Genomic DNA, 19,383 nt, shown 5'->3' with positions numbered 1-19,383 from the left:
TAATACCAGATATCTGTAAACTATAACTAGCTTTACTTTTTTTGAGTCTGTTTAGGAAAGTCTCTGTAAAACGAATGTTCATGAGACTTCCATCATTTAACTCAGATAAGTTCAGAAAGCAGTTTTCCACATTTATCTTTTTCAGAAAGCAGCGGGGCATCAATAGGCCACTCAATGCCAACTGCCGGATCGTTCCACAACAAACAACCTTCACTGGTTGGATCGTAATAATTAGTACATTTATATTCGAAATCTGCAAACTCAGAAACCACGACAAAACCGTGTGCTAAGCCAGGTGGTATCCAAAACTGAGTTTTATTTTCCTCTGAAAGATAAACGCCAACCCACTGTTTGAATGTGGGAGAATCCGGGCGAATATCTACTGCCACATCAAACACCTCACCTCTGACGACTCTTACAAGTTTTCCCTGCGGATTTTCACGCTGGAAATGCAACCCGCGTAACACCCCTTTCGAGGAACGGGAGTGGTTATCCTGAACGAAATCGCCATTGATATTCAATGCTGACAGGTAGCGCTCTTTCTGATAAGTCTCAAGAAAAAAGCCACGCTCATCGCCAAATATTTTCGGCTCAATAATTTTTACATCTGCAATTTTCGTGTCAATAATCTTCATACTAACTTGCCTTCATACAACGCCATCAGATATTGGCCATATTTATTCTTCATCATCGGTTCGGCCAGCGATTTTAATTTTTCTCTTTCAATGAAGCCCATCCGATAAGCAATTTCTTCCGGACATGCGACTTTCAAACCCTGGCGCGTTTCGATGGTTTGAATGAAGTTATTAGCTTCAATCAGGCTTTCATGCGTCCCGGTATCCAGCCAGGCATGCCCGCGTCCCATGATTGAAACCTGAAGTTCACCTTTTTCAAGATAGAGATTGTTGATATCCGTAATCTCCAGTTCACCACGCGGTGATGGTTTGAGATTTTTGGCCATTTCAACAACACTATTGTCATAGAAATACAGACCGGTTACAGCATAATTGCTTTTTGGCTCTTTAGGCTTCTCAACTAATGAGATTGCCTTGCCACTTTTATCAAACTCAACAACACCGTAACGCTCTGGATCATGGACATGGTAAGCAAATACGGTCGCGCCTTTCTCTTTATTAGAAGCTTCTTCAAGCTGCTTATAAAGGTCATGTCCATAAAAAATATTGTCGCCTAGAATCAATGCGCAATTATCTTCACCCACAAAATCCTCGCCAAGGATAAAGGCTTGAGCAAGGCCATCCGGGCTTTCCTGAACTTTGTATTGCAAGTTCAGACCCCATTGGGAACCATCGCCAAGAAGACTTTCGAAACGAGGAGTATCTTGCGGAGTACTGATAATTAAAATATCGCGAATACCCGCTAGCATCAGAGTACTTAGCGGATAATAGATCATCGGCTTATCATAAATTGGCAGCAGCTGTTTACTTACAGCCATTGTCACAGGATAAAGGCGTGTTCCTGATCCACCAGCAAGAATTATTCCTTTTTTACTTTTCACAACGTTTACCCTTCATTTGTTATCTGACTTCACTCGTCTCAATTGTAGAGCTCATCAAGCATACGTTTAACACCAAGTTTCCAATCCGGCAGATTAAGCTTAAAGGCGGAGGTGAACTTTTCAGTGTTGAGTCTTGAGTTTAATGGTCGTTTAGCGGGGGTCGGGAAGGCAGAGGTTTCAACCTTGTTCACGACTTCAACTTTTAACGGCAGACCCTTTTGCTTCACATAGTCAATCACTGTTTCAGCATAGGCGTGCCAGGTTGTGATACCCGAAGCAATAAGGTTATAAATTCCCGACTTTTCAGGATCTGTTACCGTGAGTCGAATGGCATGAGCTGTGCAATCCGCAATTAACTCAGCACCCGTTGGGGCACCATATTGATCATCAATAACAGATAATGCTTCTCTCTCCTGAGCGAGCCGAATCATGGTTTTCGCGAAGTTGTTGCCTTTCGCTGCATATACCCAGCTGGTGCGGAAGATAAGATATTTGGCAGCAGCAGCAATAATCGCCTCTTCACCTTCGCGCTTGGTCAATCCATATGCATTCAAAGGTGCGGTGCTATCCGTTTCCTTCCAGGGGGTCGTGCCACCACCATCAAAGACATAATCGGTTGAGTAGTGAACCACTAAGGCATCAATTTTATTAGCCGCTTCTGCCATTGCTTTCACGCTGGTCGCATTAACCAGACGCGCTTTTTCAACTTCACTCTCTGCTTTATCTACAGCGGTATAGGCTGTCGCATTGACAATCACATCAGGCTTAATTTTCAGAATACTTTCTGCAATACCTGTTGGATTCTCAAAATCACCGCAGTAATCAACAGAATGACGGTCAAGTACCATGACATTACCCAAGGGCGATAACGCACGTTGCAGTTCCCAGCCGACCTGGCCATTTCTACCAAACAGCAAGATATTCATTATTTGCGATTCTCATAGTTTTCTTTTAACCAGTTCTGGTAAGAACCGCTTTTGACATGCTCTACCCAGGTTTGATTGTTCAGATACCACTCAACCGTTTTTCTCAAACCACTCTCAAAAGTTTCCTGAGGCGACCATCCCAGCTCTTTCTTGATCTTATCGGCATCGATCGCATAACGGCGATCATGGCCCGGACGATCCTGAACATAGACAATCTGTTCCGCATAGGCCGTATCTTTTGGACGCAACTCATCAAGCAGCTCACACACCTTCAATACCACATCGAGATTTTTCTTTTCGTTATGTCCACCGATGTTGTAGGTAGTGCCTGTCGCCGCTTTGGTCACTACGGTATAGAGCGCGCGGGCGTGGTCTTCAACATACAGCCAGTCGCGAATCTGGTCACCCTTGCCATAAATCGGCAACGGTTTGCCTTCCAGTGCATTGCTGATAATCAGGGGAATCAATTTTTCCGGGAAATGATAAGGACCATAGTTGTTTGAACAGTTGGTCACGATTACCGGCAACCCATAAGTGCGGCCCCAGGCACGCACTAAATGATCGCTGGCGGCTTTGGTCGATGAGTATGGGCTGCTTGGTGCATAAGGGGTGGTTTCGGTGAAGAGCGGCAGTTCACCCGCCATTTCATCCGGGTGCGGCAGGTCGCCATAAACTTCGTCAGTCGAAATATGATGGAAGCGGAAGGCGGCTTTCTTTTCGGCAGGTAAAGCAGACCAGTATTGACGGCTTGCTTCCAGTAACGCATATGTCCCGACGACATTGGTCTGGACGAATTCCGCCGGTCCGGTAATTGAGCGGTCGACATGACTCTCGGCCGCCAGATGCATCACCGCATCCGGTGCAAATTCGTTAAATACCGCCTGTAGCGCAACGCCATCACATATATCAACTTTTCTAAAGTTATAGCGCTCGTTCTGGCTGACTGCATCAAGAGATTCGAGATTGCCGGCATAGGTTAATTTATCAACGTTAATCACTTCATCATTCGTATTGTCGATAATGTGGCGAACCACAGCTGAACCGATAAACCCTGCACCACCTGTAATTAAGATTTTCATAATGTCTCGTTTATCCCGACTTACTCAGTAAGACTAACACCAATTGAAATGGAAAATGCCTGTGCAACAGGCACGCTACCGCCCCTGGGTTTACAGCTCCCACGTAGCTGAGACAGAGTCAAAATGTCGAGACGGCGCTTCAAAATTATTCAAAGCTATCTTTCTGAATAATCGCTCATTTATCAATGAAATTAATAAAGGAGGATTATCATTAAACCGTTATGAATTCTACCACCCACGCAGATCAATGACGAATGAATTGCAATTTTCAACGGGTAGTTAGTGTAAATATTGACCGTCGCACAGGGAGCAAGATGGTTACTGAGTCACAAAACCAACTCAATCAGATTTTGATGAAAGAGGGATGAAGACACGGCGGGGAAAATGGGAAATGGGCGGGCTAAACAGCCCGCCAACAGATGAAAATTACTTAAAGCCATTCGGGTTCTTTGACTGCCAGTTCCAGGTATCACGCATCATCTCATCGATACCCCGAGTCACACGCCAGTCCAGCTCGCTATTCGCCAGCGAAGCATCCGCCCAGAATGCAGGCAGATCGCCGTCGCGACGCGGCTTAAACTCAAACGGAATCTGCTTACCGGAAGCCTTTTCAAACGCGTTGATCATCTCCAGCACCGAGAAACCTTTTCCGCCGCCGAGATTATAGGCTTTATACCCGGTCACTTTTGGCAGATGGTCGAGCGCTTTCAGATGGCCTTCGGCCAAATCGACAACATGGATATAGTCACGCAGGCAGGTGCCGTCAGGCGTATCGTAGTCATCGCCAAACACGCCCAGTTTGTCGAGACGACCGATGGCGACATGAGCAATGTACGGTAACAAATTATTCGGAATGCCGGTTGGATCTTCACCAATCTCACCCGATTCGTGCGCACCTACCGGATTGAAATAACGCAGCGCAATCGCATTGAAGCGGTTATCCGCTTTGGCGAAGTCGCGCATCACCAGTTCAATCATCAGCTTTGATGTGCCATAGGGGCTGGTGGTGCCGCCAATCGGGGTGGTTTCCACATAAGGAACCGGTGCATCAGCGCCATAGACCGTCGCTGAAGAGCTGAAGATAAAGTTCCATACACCCGCGCTGCGCATCTCTTCCAGCAACACGACGGTGCCTGCCACGTTATTCTCATAGTATTCCAGCGGCATACGGGTCGACTCCCCCACCGCCTTTAACGCAGCAAAGTGGATGACAGCCGTAATTTCATTGGCGGCGAACAGATCGCGCAAGCACGCACGATCGCGAATATCACCTTCAACAAACACCGCCTTTTTGCCCGCCAGCTTTTCTACGCGGTTAATCGCTTCGCGCGAGGCATTGCAAAGGTTATCAAGGACTACAACGTCGTCACCGCGCTGCAACAGCGCCAGCACCGTGTGAGAGCCAATGTACCCCGCCCCACCCGTTACCAAAATAGCCATGCGTACTCCTTTAAGCCGCGCAACCGCGCGGCACATGATGAAAAGGGTTATTTCGCCAGGATTTTCTGAATAGCAGCGCGGAAGTCACGGCCCTGGCTGTTGTTACGCAGGCCGTAAGAGACGAATGCCTGCATGTAGCCTAGTTTACGGCCACAGTCGAAGCTGGTGCCAGTGAGCAGCGTCGCATCTACCGGTTTTTTCTTGCCAAGGGCGGCAATGGCGTCAGTCAGCTGGATACGTCCCCAGGCACCCGGTTCGGTGCGTTCCAGTTCAGCCCAGATATCGGCAGAGAGGACATAGCGACCTACCGCTGCGAGGTCAGAATCCAGTGTGTTAGCCTCTTCCGGCTTCTCGACAAAATTGGTGATAGTGCTGACGTCACCTGGGTTATCCAGCGGCTGTTCAGTGGTGATCACGGAGTATTCAGAAAGATCGGCACCCGGCATATGTTTTGCCAGTACCTGGCTGCGACCGGTTTCCTCAAAGCGTGCCACCATTGCGGCAAGGTTATAGCGCAGGTGATCGGCGGTGGAGTCGTCCAGCAGAACATCCGGCAATACCACTACAAATGGGTTGTCGCCAATCATCGGGCGAGCGCACAGAACCGAGTGGCCTAACCCCAGTGGGTTTGCCTGACGCACGTTCATGATAGTTACGCCCGGAGGACAAATCGATTGCACTTCGCTCAGCAGCTGACGTTTAACACGCGCTTCAAGTAACGCTTCCAGCTCATAAGTGGTGTCAAAGTGGTTTTCCACTGCATTTTTGGAAGCATGAGTGACCAGCACAATCTCCTTGATGCCTGCAGCCACGCACTCATCAACGATATATTGGATCATCGGTTTGTCGACGACAGGCAGCATTTCTTTCGGAATGGCTTTCGTCGCAGGGAGCATATGCATACCGAGACCCGCAACCGGGATTACAGCTTTAAGCTTGGTCATATTTATTCCATTTCATGAAGTGAATACGTGGGGTCGATTATGCAGGATCGGCCGGAACAGCAAGTATAATCTTTATCTGAAAAACCGGCACTAACTCTCTGTCACAGCATAAAAAATCGCTTTTTTCGGCACCCACCGATGCGCCAGTTGGCAGGAAAATTAAATCGCTAAACCACTGTAAAACAGTAGAAGGGATCAGAGAAAGTCAGATTTAATAAGACCAGTCATTTTCAGACAGATCGTGAGGTCGCGGCGCGAAAAATCGCGCCGCCAGATTAGAGCCAGCCCGCAAACCATTCCGGCATCACGAACAGGTTGAAATGGTTAACCAGCAACATCAGGCCGACAAATACCACCGAGACGGAGACCCACTGACGGGCATAAGGCATAAAGCGGATGCCAATCACCGGCTTGATGAAGAACGGATGGGCAAAAGCCGAGATCAATACCTGAGAAATCGATAACGTCAGCGCCACATAGATGACGTTCGGCCAGATCAAGGTGGTCGCCAGCACGGCCACCACCACCAGGCTGGCAACGATATTCCAGTAGAACTCGACGTTGGTCCGTCCATTGGCCTGAGAAATTGCGCCGGTCAGGCCGCCCATCGGACGCAGCATGCCAAACAGCAACATCAGCGGGATCAGATGGTAAACCTGCTCATGGGAAGAGCCGTACAACACCCGGACAATCACCGGTGACAGAATGCCAATCGCCAGGTACATCACACTGCTGAACAGCATGATGACGAAGGTGCCTTTCAGGAACAGTTTCTTCAACTGTTCAGGATCGTGCTGTTTCTCGGCAAAGCGCGGCAACGCCAGACGGTTGATTACCGGTGAAACCAGCTTCAGCGGTTGCAGAATCAGCTCTTTAGCCAGCGAGTAAATCCCCAGCATATCGGCCCCCATCACCTTACCCACAATCAGCGCATCTGCCTGGGTACGCAGTTGGTTGATGGTTTGCGATCCCAGTTGATAGATACCGTAGCGCACTGCCGCAATGAAGGTTGCCCGGTCGAATTCCCAGGTTGGCCGCCAGGATTTTTCACCGAAGTAAATCATGCAGAGAATACGCGTGAAGGCTGCGATGAACAGACCGAGGATCGCCGCGGCCACCGTCAGCGTGGTGAAATACAACATCGCCACGGTACACAGGAAGGCAAACAACTTGGTGACCATCTCAATCTTCGCCAGCGTCACCATGCGTTTGGTTTTGACAAAATGCGCCTGATATTGCGACAGATGCCCCAACACGAGGAAGTTCAGGCTGGTGAGCATAATCAGCCCGGTCAGCTCCGGCAGATGGTAGAACCAGGAAACCGGCCAGGCAATTATCAACATAATCAAACCGGTACATAAACTAAGCGAGACGTTAACCCAATAGATGGTGCTCTGCTCACGGCGTGTAATGTCCTGACGGTGCACGAGGTAACTGCTCATGCCCATGTCCTGCAACACCGAGGCAACCGCCAGAATGGCGTTAATGATCGCCAGTAATCCCAGCTCATGCGCCTCCAGCTTACGCGCCAGTACGCTGAGTTGTAACACCTGCAACACCGCAGCAAAACCGGTGCTGCCGAGTAACCAAATGGCTTGCGACTTTAATCCGCTCACACTATGCGCTCCAGAATCTTGGCCAGCTCGCCATAGGCGATATGTTGATTAAACTCGGTTTCCACTTTATGGCGCGCAGCGGCAATTACCGGTGCAACGTCCACATCCCCGCGCGACAGGCGTAATAACGTTTGCGCCAGCTCATCGGGATTGTTCTCAGAAACCAGCCAGCCGCTTACGTTGTTCTGTATCAGCTCTGGGATACCACTATGGAAGGTGGAGACAACCGGCAAACCTACTGCCATCGCCTCCATCAGCGCCACCGGAATTCCCTCCATATCGCCATCCGCCGCCGTTTTAGACGGCAGCAAAAAGATGTCTGCTTCGTTCAGCGCCTGGCGAATCTCGTCCTGTGGTTTAAAGCCCGGCATGCTGACGCAATCTTCCAGGCCTGCGCGCGCAATGTGCTCACGCATCATGCCGTCCTGCTCACCGTTACCGATAATGGTGAACTGGAACTGACCGCCCTGATCACGCAGGATTTCACTGGCTTTCACCGCCACATCCAGCCCTTTTTTCTCAGTCAGACGTGCCACGGAGACAATGCGCAACGGCGAATGAAAAGCGGCACGCGGGCGGAAATTAAACTTTTCTGGCTCGATGCCCATGCGCGTAACATGAATTTTCTCCGCCGGGCAGCCCATCTCAATTAGCTTGTTCTCCCACAGATGGCTGATAGGTAGCATCAGTTCGCTCTGGCGGAACAGATTGACGTAATCCAGCTTGTGTTCCTCGAGGATATGACGACGTGAGATGTCGGCACCGTGGAACACCGTCGCCTGCTTGCCTTTCAGTACGCCAAGTTCACGCAATTTATTCGCCAGCGCTCCGGCATAGCCGAAATGCACCAGGAAGACATCAGCGACAAAAGGTTCTCTGGTATTGGCGACAATCGCCGGCAGCAGCAGTTTGCTGGACTGTGCGCCATAGCGGCGCACATTGAGGGATTTGATCAGCGAGGGCTTGGCAATTTTCGGCAGCATCAATCCGATACGCTGCGTAAGCTTATCGAGATTCGATACTTTCTCTTCCGGCAACAGATAATGTGTTTTCGCCACCAGATTGTAATCATCGAACGCGGCATGACGGTTAATCATGTCGCCCGGAAACACGGAGATCACCTCCACGTCATAACCGGCATCAATAAAATGCGTCACCTGATTGAGGACAAACGTCTCAGAGGCAACCGGAAAACGCATGGTGAAAAAGGTCAGCTTCATCACTTCACCCTAAGACGTTAAGAATTTCTTCAGTGATTCGGTTACCAATCTCACGTTCCTGTGCCACTGCTGCGTCAACTTTCTGTTTCACGTTGTCGTAATCCGCCAGTACGGTGTGTACCTTATCGATGAGTGAGCCATCCATCAGGCTTTTCACATCGGTCGCCATTTGCGGCAGGCCAAGCTGGTTCATCACACCCAGCGACTTGTGCTCATAATTGATGGCGACGGCAGGGGTACCGAAATTCATCGAGATAATGGCGGAATGCAGGCGAGTGCCGATCGTCAGATGGCAATGACTTAATAATATGCCGAGTTCGAGGTCGTTAAATTCGTCCATAATCACATGATAATGCTCAGGATGATCAACGCGATCGCGCAACTGTAGCGCCACCATGCGGTCATCTTTGGCATAACTGTCGATGCCGGTACAGGTCGAGAAAGCCACCACCTGATAACCCTCGGCGATCATCGCGTTAATCACGCGACCAAACGCGGCTTCATACTCTTTCTGCGTCACGCCAAGACGTTTGTCGAACGGTGCCAGCTCACGCACGGTGATGGCTATCGTTTTGCGCGCGCTGATAATCTCTTCCCAGTGCAACAGGTTATGACTGGGGTTCGCCACTGCGCGGGCCTTAACCAGAAAGGCTGTGTCAACGCCCTTTTTCACCCTGCTGGTGGTCACGCCATCTTGCTTCAGGCGATCGAGACTCACCTCTTCGCGCAGCACAAGGCTATCGACACGGTCAAATACGAAGTTCGCCAACGCATTCACACGCGGATTTTCAAACGGCCCGACCGAATGGCCGATCATATGTAGCGGTTTTTTTGCCATCAGCGCACACAGCGCATGATCGAACTGCGTCACCCCATACAGATCGACAAAGAAAGAACCGCCAACCTGAATAACGGCGTCATAAGAGGCAAGACTTTTGGTGAATTCAGCCAGATGCGGCGGCACGGAGAACGATTTATACAGCCCACCTTTGCCGAGGTGCGCCATCATAATCTCCGGCATCAGTCGGTTTGCAACTTTACGCTTGACGCTGCCCACCAACCCTTTTGCTGATTTGCTGTTGTGCAGAAACAGGGAATCCTGCTGAATCTCATGCTGCAACAAATATCCGGAGCTGGTTGGATAACGACTGATAACGTCAATATCCAGATCACTACGCGCAGACTGAAGCGAATCGATCAGTCCACGTAAAATCGCGCCATCCCCACGATTTCCACAGGTATGGTTACCCACCAATAAAATCTTCATAAAAACTCCAGATAAATTTTTGTAATTCTACAAACCGCCATTTCCTGAACTGGCAAAGTGAACTCTGTATTAAAAAGACTGCAATAGAGGCGAAACGCCTGGAAAAGACCTGCTCCTGGCATTCCGGCCGCGTCCCGGTGCGGCCGGTTTAATCATCATGACTTGATAGCGAAATACGGCAGTGCGCACGGCTCCCCATTGATAACCACGGAGACATACCCCTTTGGCTCGCGCGTATCGACCTGCTCGGGCTTGAGCGGGCGTGACGCCATCAACAGATCCCCTTGTTCATTGCCGCCAATCCCGGCCTTACCGTTATGCAGGCTGAAACGCTGTGGAGCGGGCTTGCTGCCGTTGGACGGATTGCCCTGCGTCATGCTGGCATCCACCCTGGCGCAACGACCGGCGAGGAAGCGATCCTTGCCGGTGCTTTTGATCAGCACGGCGCTGGTTGGCGTCCAGCCCGCCAGTTTGACGAACACTTTGGTATCGGTATCGGTGCGTGGTTCAAAGCGCACCTCAACCACGGGTGAACTGCCTTCAGCCGACCAACTGGCTTCCGCCTTATTGGTTTTGCGTTGCAGATGGATCACCGCCCTGCCGCCGGTCCCTTTACCGTCGATTGGGTTCATTAGTGGCTGATTGTCGGTGCCATTGCTAAACTGCGACTGACCAAACACTTCAATTTCCCAACTGTCGCCCACCGTCGGCGAGTAGAAGTTGCCCAGCTCAAACCAGGTTTCCTGATTGGTGTTGTTGGTCAGTCGAAAGCGTGAGGTGATGTAGTTGTATTTCAGGCTGCCATCGATGGCGACGCCGTAAGACTCAACCCGCGTGGAACCCATCTCCCAGATATTCAGCCAGCGTTCGCCTTCGAGCGAGTTGTCGATCCAGCTTCCGGCCTGCAAATTGGTCTGACGCATATTCAGCCGCGAGTTACGAGCGATCAGCGGGTTCTTACAATCCTCAAGACTCAACGCATCAATGATCCATTGCCCGTTGGAAATATCGCCCGGATGTTCGGTGTGCTCGATCCAGCCGTTGTGAATAATCGACTGGCTGCAACGCGGCAGATTCAACACCATGCCACCTTTACAATGCTGAGCATTAAAGTTGGAAAGCTCAATTGCGGTGCTGTGATCCCAGTTACCGGCTTTCTGCCCGGACCAGCTGGCTTTGATCACATCGCCGGTACAGGCGTTGGCATACCACTGGTCAATTTTGCAATCCAGCGTATCGAGCAGACTCAGCGAGACGCCACCCACCTGGTTAAAGCGCAGACAGGCACCACGGAAGAACTGCCCCCCCGGACAGGTGTTGCGGAACAGTCCCTGCCTGTTCGGGCGCTTGTCAGTGTTGCCGTTAAAAATCAGGTTAGAGATTTCGGTCCAGCGCGCATTCACCTGGAACAGGAAGTCGGAACGTCCGTCAGATACCAGCGTGGTGGCCGGAAAGTAGCCAAAGTTGACCATCGCACCAGAGATGCGGAAGAAACGCTGCTGCTGGTCGCCAAAATCGCAGCCAGAAACAAAGAACGTGCCCGCCGGGAACTGCACGCATATCGGTTGATTCGCATCCTGCGACCATTGATACATCGCTTTGATGGCAGGCGCAGTATCGGTTTTGCCGTCGGCTATCGCGCCGAAATCAAACAGCGTCAGGCGATTAAAATCGTCCACCACACGACGCCAGGTAAAACCCTCACCGGCAAATATCACGCCGCTATCGTCTTTACCCGCGCCAAACGCACCAACAAACTCACCGCCACCCACTTCCAGCCCTTCATGCCAGCTTTTCAGCTTGATTTTGGCACCGGCAAACAGTGGGCGGGTTTTGCGCAACTCCTCCACCGACGGGATCTCGCCAATCAGCTGATAACCGTTCGGCTGCGCCAGACGCTGGCTGAAATTGCTTTGGTTCGGGCGGCTAACGTCATCAATGGAGAACAACGTGTTGCCATTGCTGTCCTCCACTGCCATTGAATGCGCAGGATCGGCAATCAATGCGGCATTATCGTGAATAAATTGCGCAAAGTTGCCCTTATTCAACGCAATCGGCTGACTAATTTGGGACACTTTTCCGCTGGCGTCGCGCAGATAAACCGGGATTTGATTCCCCGCTTTACTGGCATCGCTGCCCGCTTTACCAATCCACAATTTGCCCTCGAAGTTCTGCCAGAACTGCGGCGGCATGGTGTAAACATTTTCCGGGGTGAGAATCGGTACATCCCCCTGCGGTACGCTGGAGGGATCCACCGTTTTCAGCGCCGGCTGGCCACTTTTTGCTGCGTAGCTGGAAAACGCACTCACCGAGAGTGCGGCAACAATGGAGGAGGCTGCGGTTTGCAAGACTTCTCTTCTTTTCATGCGTCAAATTCCGTGGTCAATGGGCGGTGAAAGTATCCCCGAGGCACGACAATCGTTACGGCTTGCTAAACAAGCGCCAACCAGCTTTGTTTGATCTGTTTACCGTCAAACTTCAGCGCAGTGTCTTTGGTTTTTTCGCTCATGGCATAGAACAGGGCATCGTTGCTGGCGAGCTGATCCATGCGTGCCAGGAAGGTGGCTTTATCGTCCATCGGCACCAGGAAACCATCTTCGCCCTGATTGATGATCTCCTGCGGTCCGGTCGGGCAGTCATACGCCACCACCGGTAACGACCAGGATTTGGCTTCCAGCAGCACCAGCGGCAGCCCTTCATAGCGCGAGGTCATCAACGCCATGTCACTGTCACGGTAGTAATCGTTGATGTTGCTGACTCGGCCGACAAAATTGACGCTATCGTTAAGACCCAGCTGTGTCGCCTGCTCCTGTAACGACTGGCGCAGTTCACCGTCGCCAGCAATCACCAGCTTCCACTCCGGGTGGGTTTTGCTGAAATCGGCCCAGATATCCAGCAGCAAATCGAAGCCTTTCTGGTGTTCAAGACGGCCAATGGCCAGCGCCTGCCGACTGCGTGCATTACGCTGGAATGATTTGTACACCACCGGATTCGGGATCTGCTGGCTGGGAATGTTCCAGCGGCTGAACACCTGATGATCTTTGTCGGTCAACACAATCACCTGGTCATAGAAGCGCAACAGCAGCCATTTCAGCAGTTTGATCGGTTTACTGAATGAGTTGATGGCGATGTGTTCACAGGCATAGGCCTTGAAGCGTTTTTTCTTCATCGACATCAGATTCCAGAACGCAAACATCACGCTGAGACGCCCCATGCTGATCAGGAAAACGCTGTCGAATCCCTCCTGCTGGATACGCGCCACCGCACTTTTAATCGGGTTTTTATGCCCGGCGAAACTGACGATCTCTTTCGCATGGGTGAATGGATAGAACGGCTTACCACTGCCCTCCAGCGAATACACGGTGACATCATGTTGCTCGCCGAGACACTCGGACATAAAGTTGCAGATGTTTTCCGTCCCCGCGTACGAATAGGCATCCTTAATCACCAGAACAATCTTTTTCATGAAACGCTTTCCACCTCAAACGTAAATGATGCCAGCTATTAACGATGCTTCAGGGTGAAAAGCACACCATTCACCATATACCAGCCGTAATAGTAATAAATTTTTAAGGGATTGTTTTTATAGATAATTCTTAATAATTCCAGATGCCATTTCGCTGCTTTGTTTTTATTACGAGACAGCGAATCGCCCAGTTCGTAATAGTTCACCAGCGTTTTCTGGATCACCCTGGCTTGCCTGTAGCGGAGAAACAGTTCGTAGAGGAACAGGAAATCTTCATGGCCTTTACGCTGGAAGAAGATGCCCTGCGGGGGACGGCGGAAACAGACGGATGAGAAGCAGACGCGATACTGCTTCTTCACGAAGTTTTCCTGTTGCAGATAGGGTTTGCTGTAGTTGATGTCGTGATCAGCGCTTTGGGTTTTGTAGTGATAATGGGTAATGACGAAATCGTCACCTGCCGCCAGCGCGGCGGCCTGCTCCGCCAGTTTTTCCGGGTGCCACTCATCATCACTGTCGAGAAACGCAATGATCTCTTCCTGCGCGGCGCGCAACCCGACATTACGGGTTTCTGCGGCCCCGAGGTTCATCTCATTATCCAACACAGTGATGCGCGCATCCTGGCAGTGCTCACGCACCAGCGCCAGTGAGTCATCGGTCGACTTATCGTTGATGAGGTAGATGTGCCAGTCGCTATAGCTTTGATTCATTACCGACTGCACGGCACGCAAAATGGTCTGACGTGCGTTATACATCGGCATGACAATGCCAATGGTGCCAACATGATTTTTCATCTGAATACCCGTGAGAGGAGATGACAGGAACCAAAAAATGCTCCAGAGATCGGAGCCAATAAATACGCAATCAAGAAACGGCTCTGCTGCCGAAAAACCGGGCTTTCACCTTATCCATCAGGCGGCTGAGAAAGTAGGCCTGGTTGTCCTTGTTGGTCAGGAAGAAGTAGCGCGCAAAACTGAGGCTCGCCTGCAATGAATTGCCATCCATTTTGTAGCGCAGTGGCAACTTGAACGCTTTGTAGGTGTGGATATCACGCGCAGTCAGGTAGGGTTTCATGGTGTCGAGCCAGAAGAAGGAGTATTTCACCGACTCCCCTTTATGTTTCGAACCGAATTTGGTCACCAGATGGTAGGTCGCCAGCGGCTTATCGATCATCACAAAGGTATAACCCATGCGATCGGCGCGGATGCAAAAGTCGTAATCCTGATGGCGGATATAACGGGCATCAAACTTGATCTTTTCAGCATCACCACGTCTCAGCACGATGGTACTGGTCTGAATAAAGCCATAGCAACCAAACAGATATTCAGCCACCGTCTCTTTTTTGCCCGGCGGTTGCATCGGCATGACTTTCAGGAAGCTGCCATCCTGATGGATGTTTACCTGGCTAAAGATGACATAGCGGGATTTGCCCTGCGCCTCAAGGCTGGCGATGGTGCGGCTGACTTCCAATAGCTTGTCCGGATGCCACTCGTCATCCGCATCAAGGAAGCTGATAAAATCACCCGTGGCAAGTTCAATGCCCTTATTACGCGCCCCCGCACCGTTCAGTTTGACGTCCGACAGTTCCAGCCGGATATCCAGGTCCTGATAGCGATCGCTACGTACCACCTGCGCCAGTTCAGTCGCATCGGCCGATTTGTCATCCACGATGATGACCTCAAAATTGCGATAGCTTTGCGCATTGACGCAATCCAGCGTGGTCACAATCGACTTCGACGCGTTATAGGCGGGAATTACAATTGAGAAACGGATGTCCTGCATTGCCAGCACCTCTTAAACAGCTGTTCCAGGGTTAACGGTAACCTCTGCGGGCTGAAGAGAGGAATTGGCTTTATTCCTAAAAATCATAGCGTTAGTTCCATTCTTCATTTGCAGATACGTACCATTACGGAATTACTTAAGCGTGTGCTGTGTGTAACGTCATGCCAGACGGCATGAAAAAAATGAACGGCATCAATTCATCGCGCATTTAAAAACCAGGGCGCGCGATAAATCGCGCCGCTACATAAAAATGGGGCGGATAAACCGCCCCGGAACTTTGCGTTTTAATTAGCTTTTCGTTTCTTTGCCGTATTCGTAGTTGTAGTAGTCGTAGCCATAACCGTAGGCATTCGACGCTTTACGTACGACGGCGTTGAGGATGACGCCTTTAATTTCGATACCGTTCTGTGCGAAACGACGGTAGCTGACATCCAGTTCCTTGGTGGTGTTGGTCTCGAAGCGCGCCACCATCAGTGAGGTTCCCGCCAGCTTACCGATAATGGAGGCATCGGTGACGGCCAGAATCGGCGGCGTATCGATCAACACCAGGTCATAGTTCTTACCGGCCCACTCCAGCAGCTCACTCATGCGGCGGTGCATCAGTAACTCTGACGGGTTCGGTGGCACCTGACCACGCGGCAGGAAATCAAACCCATAAACACCTTTCTGAATCATGGCTGGCGAGAATTCAGTCTTACCCGACAGCACATTAGACAGACCAACCTTATTCTCCGCACCGAGCAGTTCGTGGGTATAACCACGACGCATATCACCATCGATGAACAACACGCGCTGACCGGCTTTTGACACCAGCGTCGCCAGGTTGGCACAGATAAAGGTTTTACCAATACCCGGGCTGGCACCGGTGATCATCAGGATGTTGTTCTTCGCTTCCATCATGGCGAAATGCAGGCTGGTACGCAGGCTACGAATTGCTTCGATGGAGAGGTCAGTCGGGTTCCCCAGCGCCAGCAACGTATTGTGCGGGTCGCTTTTCTCCTTGTGACCACGACGCGCCAGCGCTTCGGTGTCCTTCTTACGCTGCCAGTCCGACAAGGGAACACTGGCGTAGACATTCATGCCCAGCTCTTCCAGCTGTTCCGGGTTCTCGATACCGTGGTGGAACAGCGCTTTCAGCAGCACCAGACCGACTGACAACATCAGACCAACAATCAGGCTGGCGGCGATAATCAGCAGTTTCTTCGGTGCCACAGGTGACGCGGCCGTCTCTGCCTGGTCGATAATACGCACATCGCCAACGGTACTGGCTTTACTGATACCCAGCTCTTGCTGACGGTTCAGTAACTGCATGTAGATTTCCTGCCCTGCCTGCACATCACGGGTCAGACGCAGAATCTCCTGCTGGGTTTGCGGCATCTGAGCAATTTTCTTGTTCAGATTGGCCTGCTCATTTTCCAGCGTTTTGCGTTTTTCCAGCAGCGCGCGGTACGTCGGGTGATCTTTGGTATACAGCTGTGACACTTCCGCTTCACGGAAGGTCAGCTCGTTAAGCTGGCTCTGGACGCTGACAGACGAGTCCAACGCTGATTTCGCTTCCAGCGACATATCCACTGATTCGTTTTCACGGCGGTAAGCGTTCAACTTGTCTTCTGCCACATTCAGACTTTCACGTACTTCGGGCAGCTGATTTTTCAGGAAGTCGAGGCTCTTCGCCGCCTGCTCCGATTTGCGATCAACGTTCTGCAACAGATAGTTGTTCACAATCTGGTTCAGTACACGACTGGCCTGATCCTGGTCTTCGTCCTGGTATTCCAGACCCAGTACGCCGGTATCTTTCCCTTTATCAGCCACGGTCAGGTTAGCCAGCACCGCTTTGATCGCCTGCAGATCGCTCAGCTTGGTGACATCAAAGCTGGTGCCGGTATCAGCCTCAATACCGCTTACCAACATGGTCACTTCGCCGTGCTGCTCCAACTGGCCCACGCGGCCTTTGAACAACTCATCGCCGTCGCTGGTAACGGTGTAGGTCTGCGGACCCGTCACTTCCAGCTGTACGGTGCGTTTCTCAATTGAGCGCGGAATTTCCAGACGGGTAATGGCGATTTGCGCGGGTTTGTTGCCCATCAGGCGCGACAAACCTTTACCAATAATCGGGAAATAGTTTTGTTGCACCACGGTATCCAGACCGAGGTCATTTACCGTCTTACCCAACACCATGCGAGATTCAAGAATCTGAATTTCGGTATCTGAAGCCGGGGTTGAAGGAATAATGTCCTGTAAGTCATTCAATACCGAGTTGGTATTTTTTTGCTCGACCTGCACCATAGCATCGGCGCTGTAGATCGGTGTCGCGAACAGTGTGTAAAGGGTGCCCGCTAGCATGAAGAAGGCGGTGACAGCGACAATGATCCAGCGATGGTCAATGAGCTGTCCCACAAGATGCGCCAGATCCCATCCATTCGAATCCTCTTTCGGCGCTGTCATAACCTTGTTTTTTATATTCATGGATAATCCCAACTATCGGCTTAGTACGTTGACCCATTTCTGGGTAGCGTTTTCCAGTAACCCGTAAACCTCTTCAAAGGCCTCACGGCTTTTTTTGTACGGGTCCGCTATTTCCTGTTGGTTGAGCCAGTGCCCAAGCAGCATGGTTTTCCCGCGCGCGGCTGGATCGATGCGATTTACCTGTTCAACATGACGCTTTTCCATCACCAGGATCAGGTCATAGTCACGACACATATCTGCCGTTAACTGTTGAGCATGATGTCCCGCCAGCGAGAGGCCATGTCTGGCGGCCACATCACTGGCGGTCTGGTCTGCCGGGGAGCCACGCAAGGCACCCAACCCGGCAGACGCTACCCGGGTTTCAGGTAAAGCGCGTTTGAACAGACGCTCCCCGGTAGGGGAGCGGCAAATGTTGCCGACACAGACGACTAACACGGACGTAATCATGGTTAAACCTTAGTCTGACCAGTTGCGGAAACGCAGTGCTGCGGAGCTTGCATCATCAATACCCACAATGGTCGGTAACAGCGCGGAAATCACACGGTTCCAGCGGGTGAGCGGAGTGGAGGTGACATAAACAATGTCATACGGCTCCAGTTGGAATTCGGTGCCCATCACCATCGACGCCGCATCTTTGGTATTCAACTGATAGATGTTGGCAATCTTGGTGCGGTTGCTGCCACGAATAGGACGAATAACAAATACGCCGGTGGCATCGGCTGTGGTCTGATCCATACCCTGCGCATTGCCCAGTGCTTCGGCTAGCGTCATACCGCTGCGGTCCATCTTCAGCGTGGTCTGCTGCTTCACTTCGCCCATCACGAAAATCTTCAGATCATCGTTACGTGGTACGTAGAGAATATCGCCCGGATACAGCAGATGGTTCTGGCTCAGGTCACCGTTTTGCATCAACGCCTGCAACGAAATACGCTGCTCGCGGCCATTGTGCGTCAGCACCACATTGCGCCAGTCGGCATCGGCGGTCAGGCCACCGGCGGCGTTGACGGCATCCAGCACGGTAAGGGGTACGTTGGTGATCGCCTGCTGGCCGGAGGTGGTCACTGAACCACTGATGTAGGTTTTTTGTGAGCGGAAAGCCGCGACATTCACATCCACCTGTGGGCTTTCGATGTACTGCGCCAGACGACGGGCGATTTCCGCACGGATTTCGGTCACCGTTCGACCTGCGACGCGCACTTTACCGATATACGGATAGAAGATGGTACCGTCTGCCTGCACCCAGTTACCGGTGTCGCTGGCACTACGATACTGACCTGCCGGGGTGGTTAATTCCGGGTGATCCCAGACCGTTACGTTAAGCACGTCGCCAATGCCAACACGATATTCGTAGTTCTGAATTTCGTTCTGCAACATTGGGTTGGCTTGCGCAACCAGCGGTTTCGGGCGCATCTGCTCAACCAGACGCGGCGTTAAAGGAAAGACGTTAACGTATTTGTCGATGTCAAAATTGCTATCCTGTTGTTCAATGACATCTTTTCCGCTAGTGGAAAGGCGCTGACCTGGTTCGATCGTGCACCCGGATAGAATAGTGGCGGATACCAGTAACGGTATCATTTTAATTTTCATTGTAATCATCTGGATCTTCGCTATCAGTTAATGATTGATAGAGGCGAAAACGCCGCTGTGTAAGCGTCTTACAAAAC

General features: G+C 51.2%; 16 protein-coding genes. All 16 read right to left on the bottom strand.

From position 1 onward, the window contains the following. Positions 1–101: 101 nt before the first annotated feature. Positions 102–635 (bottom strand): dTDP-4-dehydrorhamnose 3,5-epimerase, encoded by a 534-nt coding sequence (gene rfbC / locus CTZ24_RS15610; protein WP_208723994.1) that lies wholly within the window; start codon positions 633–635, stop codon positions 102–104. Continuing rightward, positions 632–1,516: a glucose-1-phosphate thymidylyltransferase RfbA gene (rfbA, locus tag CTZ24_RS15605; RefSeq protein ID WP_208723993.1), complete on the bottom strand. Its 885-nt coding sequence runs from the start codon at positions 1,514–1,516 to the stop codon at positions 632–634. The genes rfbC and rfbA overlap by 4 nt, the downstream gene beginning before the upstream one ends. Before the next feature lie 38 nt (positions 1,517–1,554). Continuing rightward, positions 1,555–2,442, bottom strand: coding sequence for a dTDP-4-dehydrorhamnose reductase (gene rfbD / locus CTZ24_RS15600; RefSeq protein WP_208723992.1), 888 nt, complete (start codon positions 2,440–2,442; stop codon positions 1,555–1,557). Then, positions 2,442–3,521, bottom strand: coding sequence for a dTDP-glucose 4,6-dehydratase (rfbB, locus tag CTZ24_RS15595; RefSeq protein ID WP_208723991.1), 1,080 nt, complete (start codon positions 3,519–3,521; stop codon positions 2,442–2,444). Before rfbB ends, rfbD begins: the two co-directional genes overlap by 1 nt. A 426-nt stretch (positions 3,522–3,947) precedes the next feature. Beyond that, the gene (gene galE / locus CTZ24_RS15590; protein WP_208723990.1) at positions 3,948–4,961 is read right to left on the bottom strand and encodes a UDP-glucose 4-epimerase GalE; all 1,014 of its coding nucleotides are present in this window, start codon (positions 4,959–4,961) and stop codon (positions 3,948–3,950) included. Between the two features lie 47 nt (positions 4,962–5,008). Further along, positions 5,009–5,905 (bottom strand): UTP--glucose-1-phosphate uridylyltransferase GalF, encoded by an 897-nt coding sequence (galF, locus tag CTZ24_RS15585; RefSeq protein WP_208723989.1) that lies wholly within the window; start codon positions 5,903–5,905, stop codon positions 5,009–5,011. 275 nt (positions 5,906–6,180) lie between these two features. Further along, positions 6,181–7,521, bottom strand: a complete 1,341-nt coding sequence (locus tag CTZ24_RS15580) for a lipopolysaccharide biosynthesis protein (protein WP_208723988.1) — start codon at positions 7,519–7,521, stop codon at positions 6,181–6,183. Beyond that, on the bottom strand, positions 7,518–8,741 hold the full coding sequence (locus CTZ24_RS15575) for a glycosyltransferase (protein WP_208723987.1): 1,224 nt from the start codon (positions 8,739–8,741) through the stop codon (positions 7,518–7,520). The genes CTZ24_RS15580 and CTZ24_RS15575 overlap by 4 nt, the downstream gene beginning before the upstream one ends. A 4-nt stretch (positions 8,742–8,745) precedes the next feature. After that, complete coding sequence (gene wcaK / locus CTZ24_RS15570) at positions 8,746–10,008, bottom strand: colanic acid biosynthesis pyruvyl transferase WcaK (protein ID WP_208723986.1); 1,263 nt, start codon at positions 10,006–10,008, stop codon at positions 8,746–8,748. Positions 10,009–10,163: 155 nt separating this feature from the next. Further along, positions 10,164–12,374: a phage tailspike protein gene (locus tag CTZ24_RS15565; RefSeq protein ID WP_208723985.1), complete on the bottom strand. Its 2,211-nt coding sequence runs from the start codon at positions 12,372–12,374 to the stop codon at positions 10,164–10,166. A gap of 65 nt (positions 12,375–12,439) precedes the next feature. Next, positions 12,440–13,474: a glycosyltransferase family 4 protein gene (locus CTZ24_RS15560; RefSeq protein ID WP_021185974.1), complete on the bottom strand. Its 1,035-nt coding sequence runs from the start codon at positions 13,472–13,474 to the stop codon at positions 12,440–12,442. A 38-nt stretch (positions 13,475–13,512) separates the two neighbouring features. Next, positions 13,513–14,265, bottom strand: a complete 753-nt coding sequence (locus CTZ24_RS15555; protein WP_021185975.1) for a glycosyltransferase family 2 protein — start codon at positions 14,263–14,265, stop codon at positions 13,513–13,515. A 70-nt stretch (positions 14,266–14,335) separates the two neighbouring features. Beyond that, positions 14,336–15,253, bottom strand: a complete 918-nt coding sequence (locus tag CTZ24_RS15550) for a glycosyltransferase family 2 protein (RefSeq protein ID WP_208723984.1) — start codon at positions 15,251–15,253, stop codon at positions 14,336–14,338. Between the two features lie 288 nt (positions 15,254–15,541). Beyond that, positions 15,542–17,719, bottom strand: a complete 2,178-nt coding sequence (gene wzc / locus CTZ24_RS15545) for a tyrosine-protein kinase Wzc (protein ID WP_021185977.1) — start codon at positions 17,717–17,719, stop codon at positions 15,542–15,544. Positions 17,720–17,731: 12 nt separating this feature from the next. Then, positions 17,732–18,166: an arsenate reductase/protein-tyrosine-phosphatase family protein gene (locus CTZ24_RS15540; protein ID WP_021185978.1), complete on the bottom strand. Its 435-nt coding sequence runs from the start codon at positions 18,164–18,166 to the stop codon at positions 17,732–17,734. A gap of 9 nt (positions 18,167–18,175) precedes the next feature. Further along, positions 18,176–19,315 carry a polysaccharide export protein gene (locus tag CTZ24_RS15535; protein ID WP_036627640.1) on the bottom strand — a complete coding sequence of 380 codons (1,140 nt, stop codon included), beginning with the start codon at positions 19,313–19,315 and terminating at the stop codon, positions 18,176–18,178. Between the last annotated feature and the right edge of the window lie 68 nt (positions 19,316–19,383).

This window comes from Pantoea phytobeneficialis (genome assembly GCF_009728735.1).
GTDB lineage: Bacteria > Pseudomonadota > Gammaproteobacteria > Enterobacterales > Enterobacteriaceae > Pantoea > Pantoea phytobeneficialis.
The sequence above is the reverse complement of the archived record's forward strand: the minus strand, read 5'-3'. Positions and strand labels throughout refer to the sequence as shown.

Excerpts from the sequence above, each read along its gene's own strand:
- rfbC (WP_208723994.1), bottom strand. The coding sequence starts at position 635 with ATGAAGATTATTGACACGAAAATTGCAGATGTAAAAATTATTGAGCCG.
- rfbD (WP_208723992.1), bottom strand. The coding sequence starts at position 2,442 with ATGAATATCTTGCTGTTTGGTAGAAATGGCCAGGTCGGCTGGGAACTG.
- rfbB (WP_208723991.1), bottom strand. The coding sequence starts at position 3,521 with ATGAAAATCTTAATTACAGGTGGTGCAGGGTTTATCGGTTCAGCTGTG.
- galE (WP_208723990.1), bottom strand. The coding sequence starts at position 4,961 with ATGGCTATTTTGGTAACGGGTGGGGCGGGGTACATTGGCTCTCACACG.
- galF (WP_208723989.1), bottom strand. The coding sequence starts at position 5,905 with ATGACCAAGCTTAAAGCTGTAATCCCGGTTGCGGGTCTCGGTATGCAT.
- CTZ24_RS15575 (WP_208723987.1), bottom strand. The coding sequence starts at position 8,741 with ATGAAGCTGACCTTTTTCACCATGCGTTTTCCGGTTGCCTCTGAGACG.
- wcaK (WP_208723986.1), bottom strand. The coding sequence starts at position 10,008 with ATGAAGATTTTATTGGTGGGTAACCATACCTGTGGAAATCGTGGGGAT.
- CTZ24_RS15565 (WP_208723985.1), bottom strand. The coding sequence starts at position 12,374 with ATGAAAAGAAGAGAAGTCTTGCAAACCGCAGCCTCCTCCATTGTTGCC.
- CTZ24_RS15560 (WP_021185974.1), bottom strand. The coding sequence starts at position 13,474 with ATGAAAAAGATTGTTCTGGTGATTAAGGATGCCTATTCGTACGCGGGG.
- CTZ24_RS15555 (WP_021185975.1), bottom strand. The coding sequence starts at position 14,265 with ATGAAAAATCATGTTGGCACCATTGGCATTGTCATGCCGATGTATAAC.
- CTZ24_RS15550 (WP_208723984.1), bottom strand. The coding sequence starts at position 15,253 with ATGCAGGACATCCGTTTCTCAATTGTAATTCCCGCCTATAACGCGTCG.
- wzc (WP_021185977.1), bottom strand. The coding sequence starts at position 17,719 with ATGAATATAAAAAACAAGGTTATGACAGCGCCGAAAGAGGATTCGAAT.
- CTZ24_RS15540 (WP_021185978.1), bottom strand. The coding sequence starts at position 18,166 with ATGATTACGTCCGTGTTAGTCGTCTGTGTCGGCAACATTTGCCGCTCC.
- CTZ24_RS15535 (WP_036627640.1), bottom strand. The coding sequence starts at position 19,315 with ATGATTACAATGAAAATTAAAATGATACCGTTACTGGTATCCGCCACT.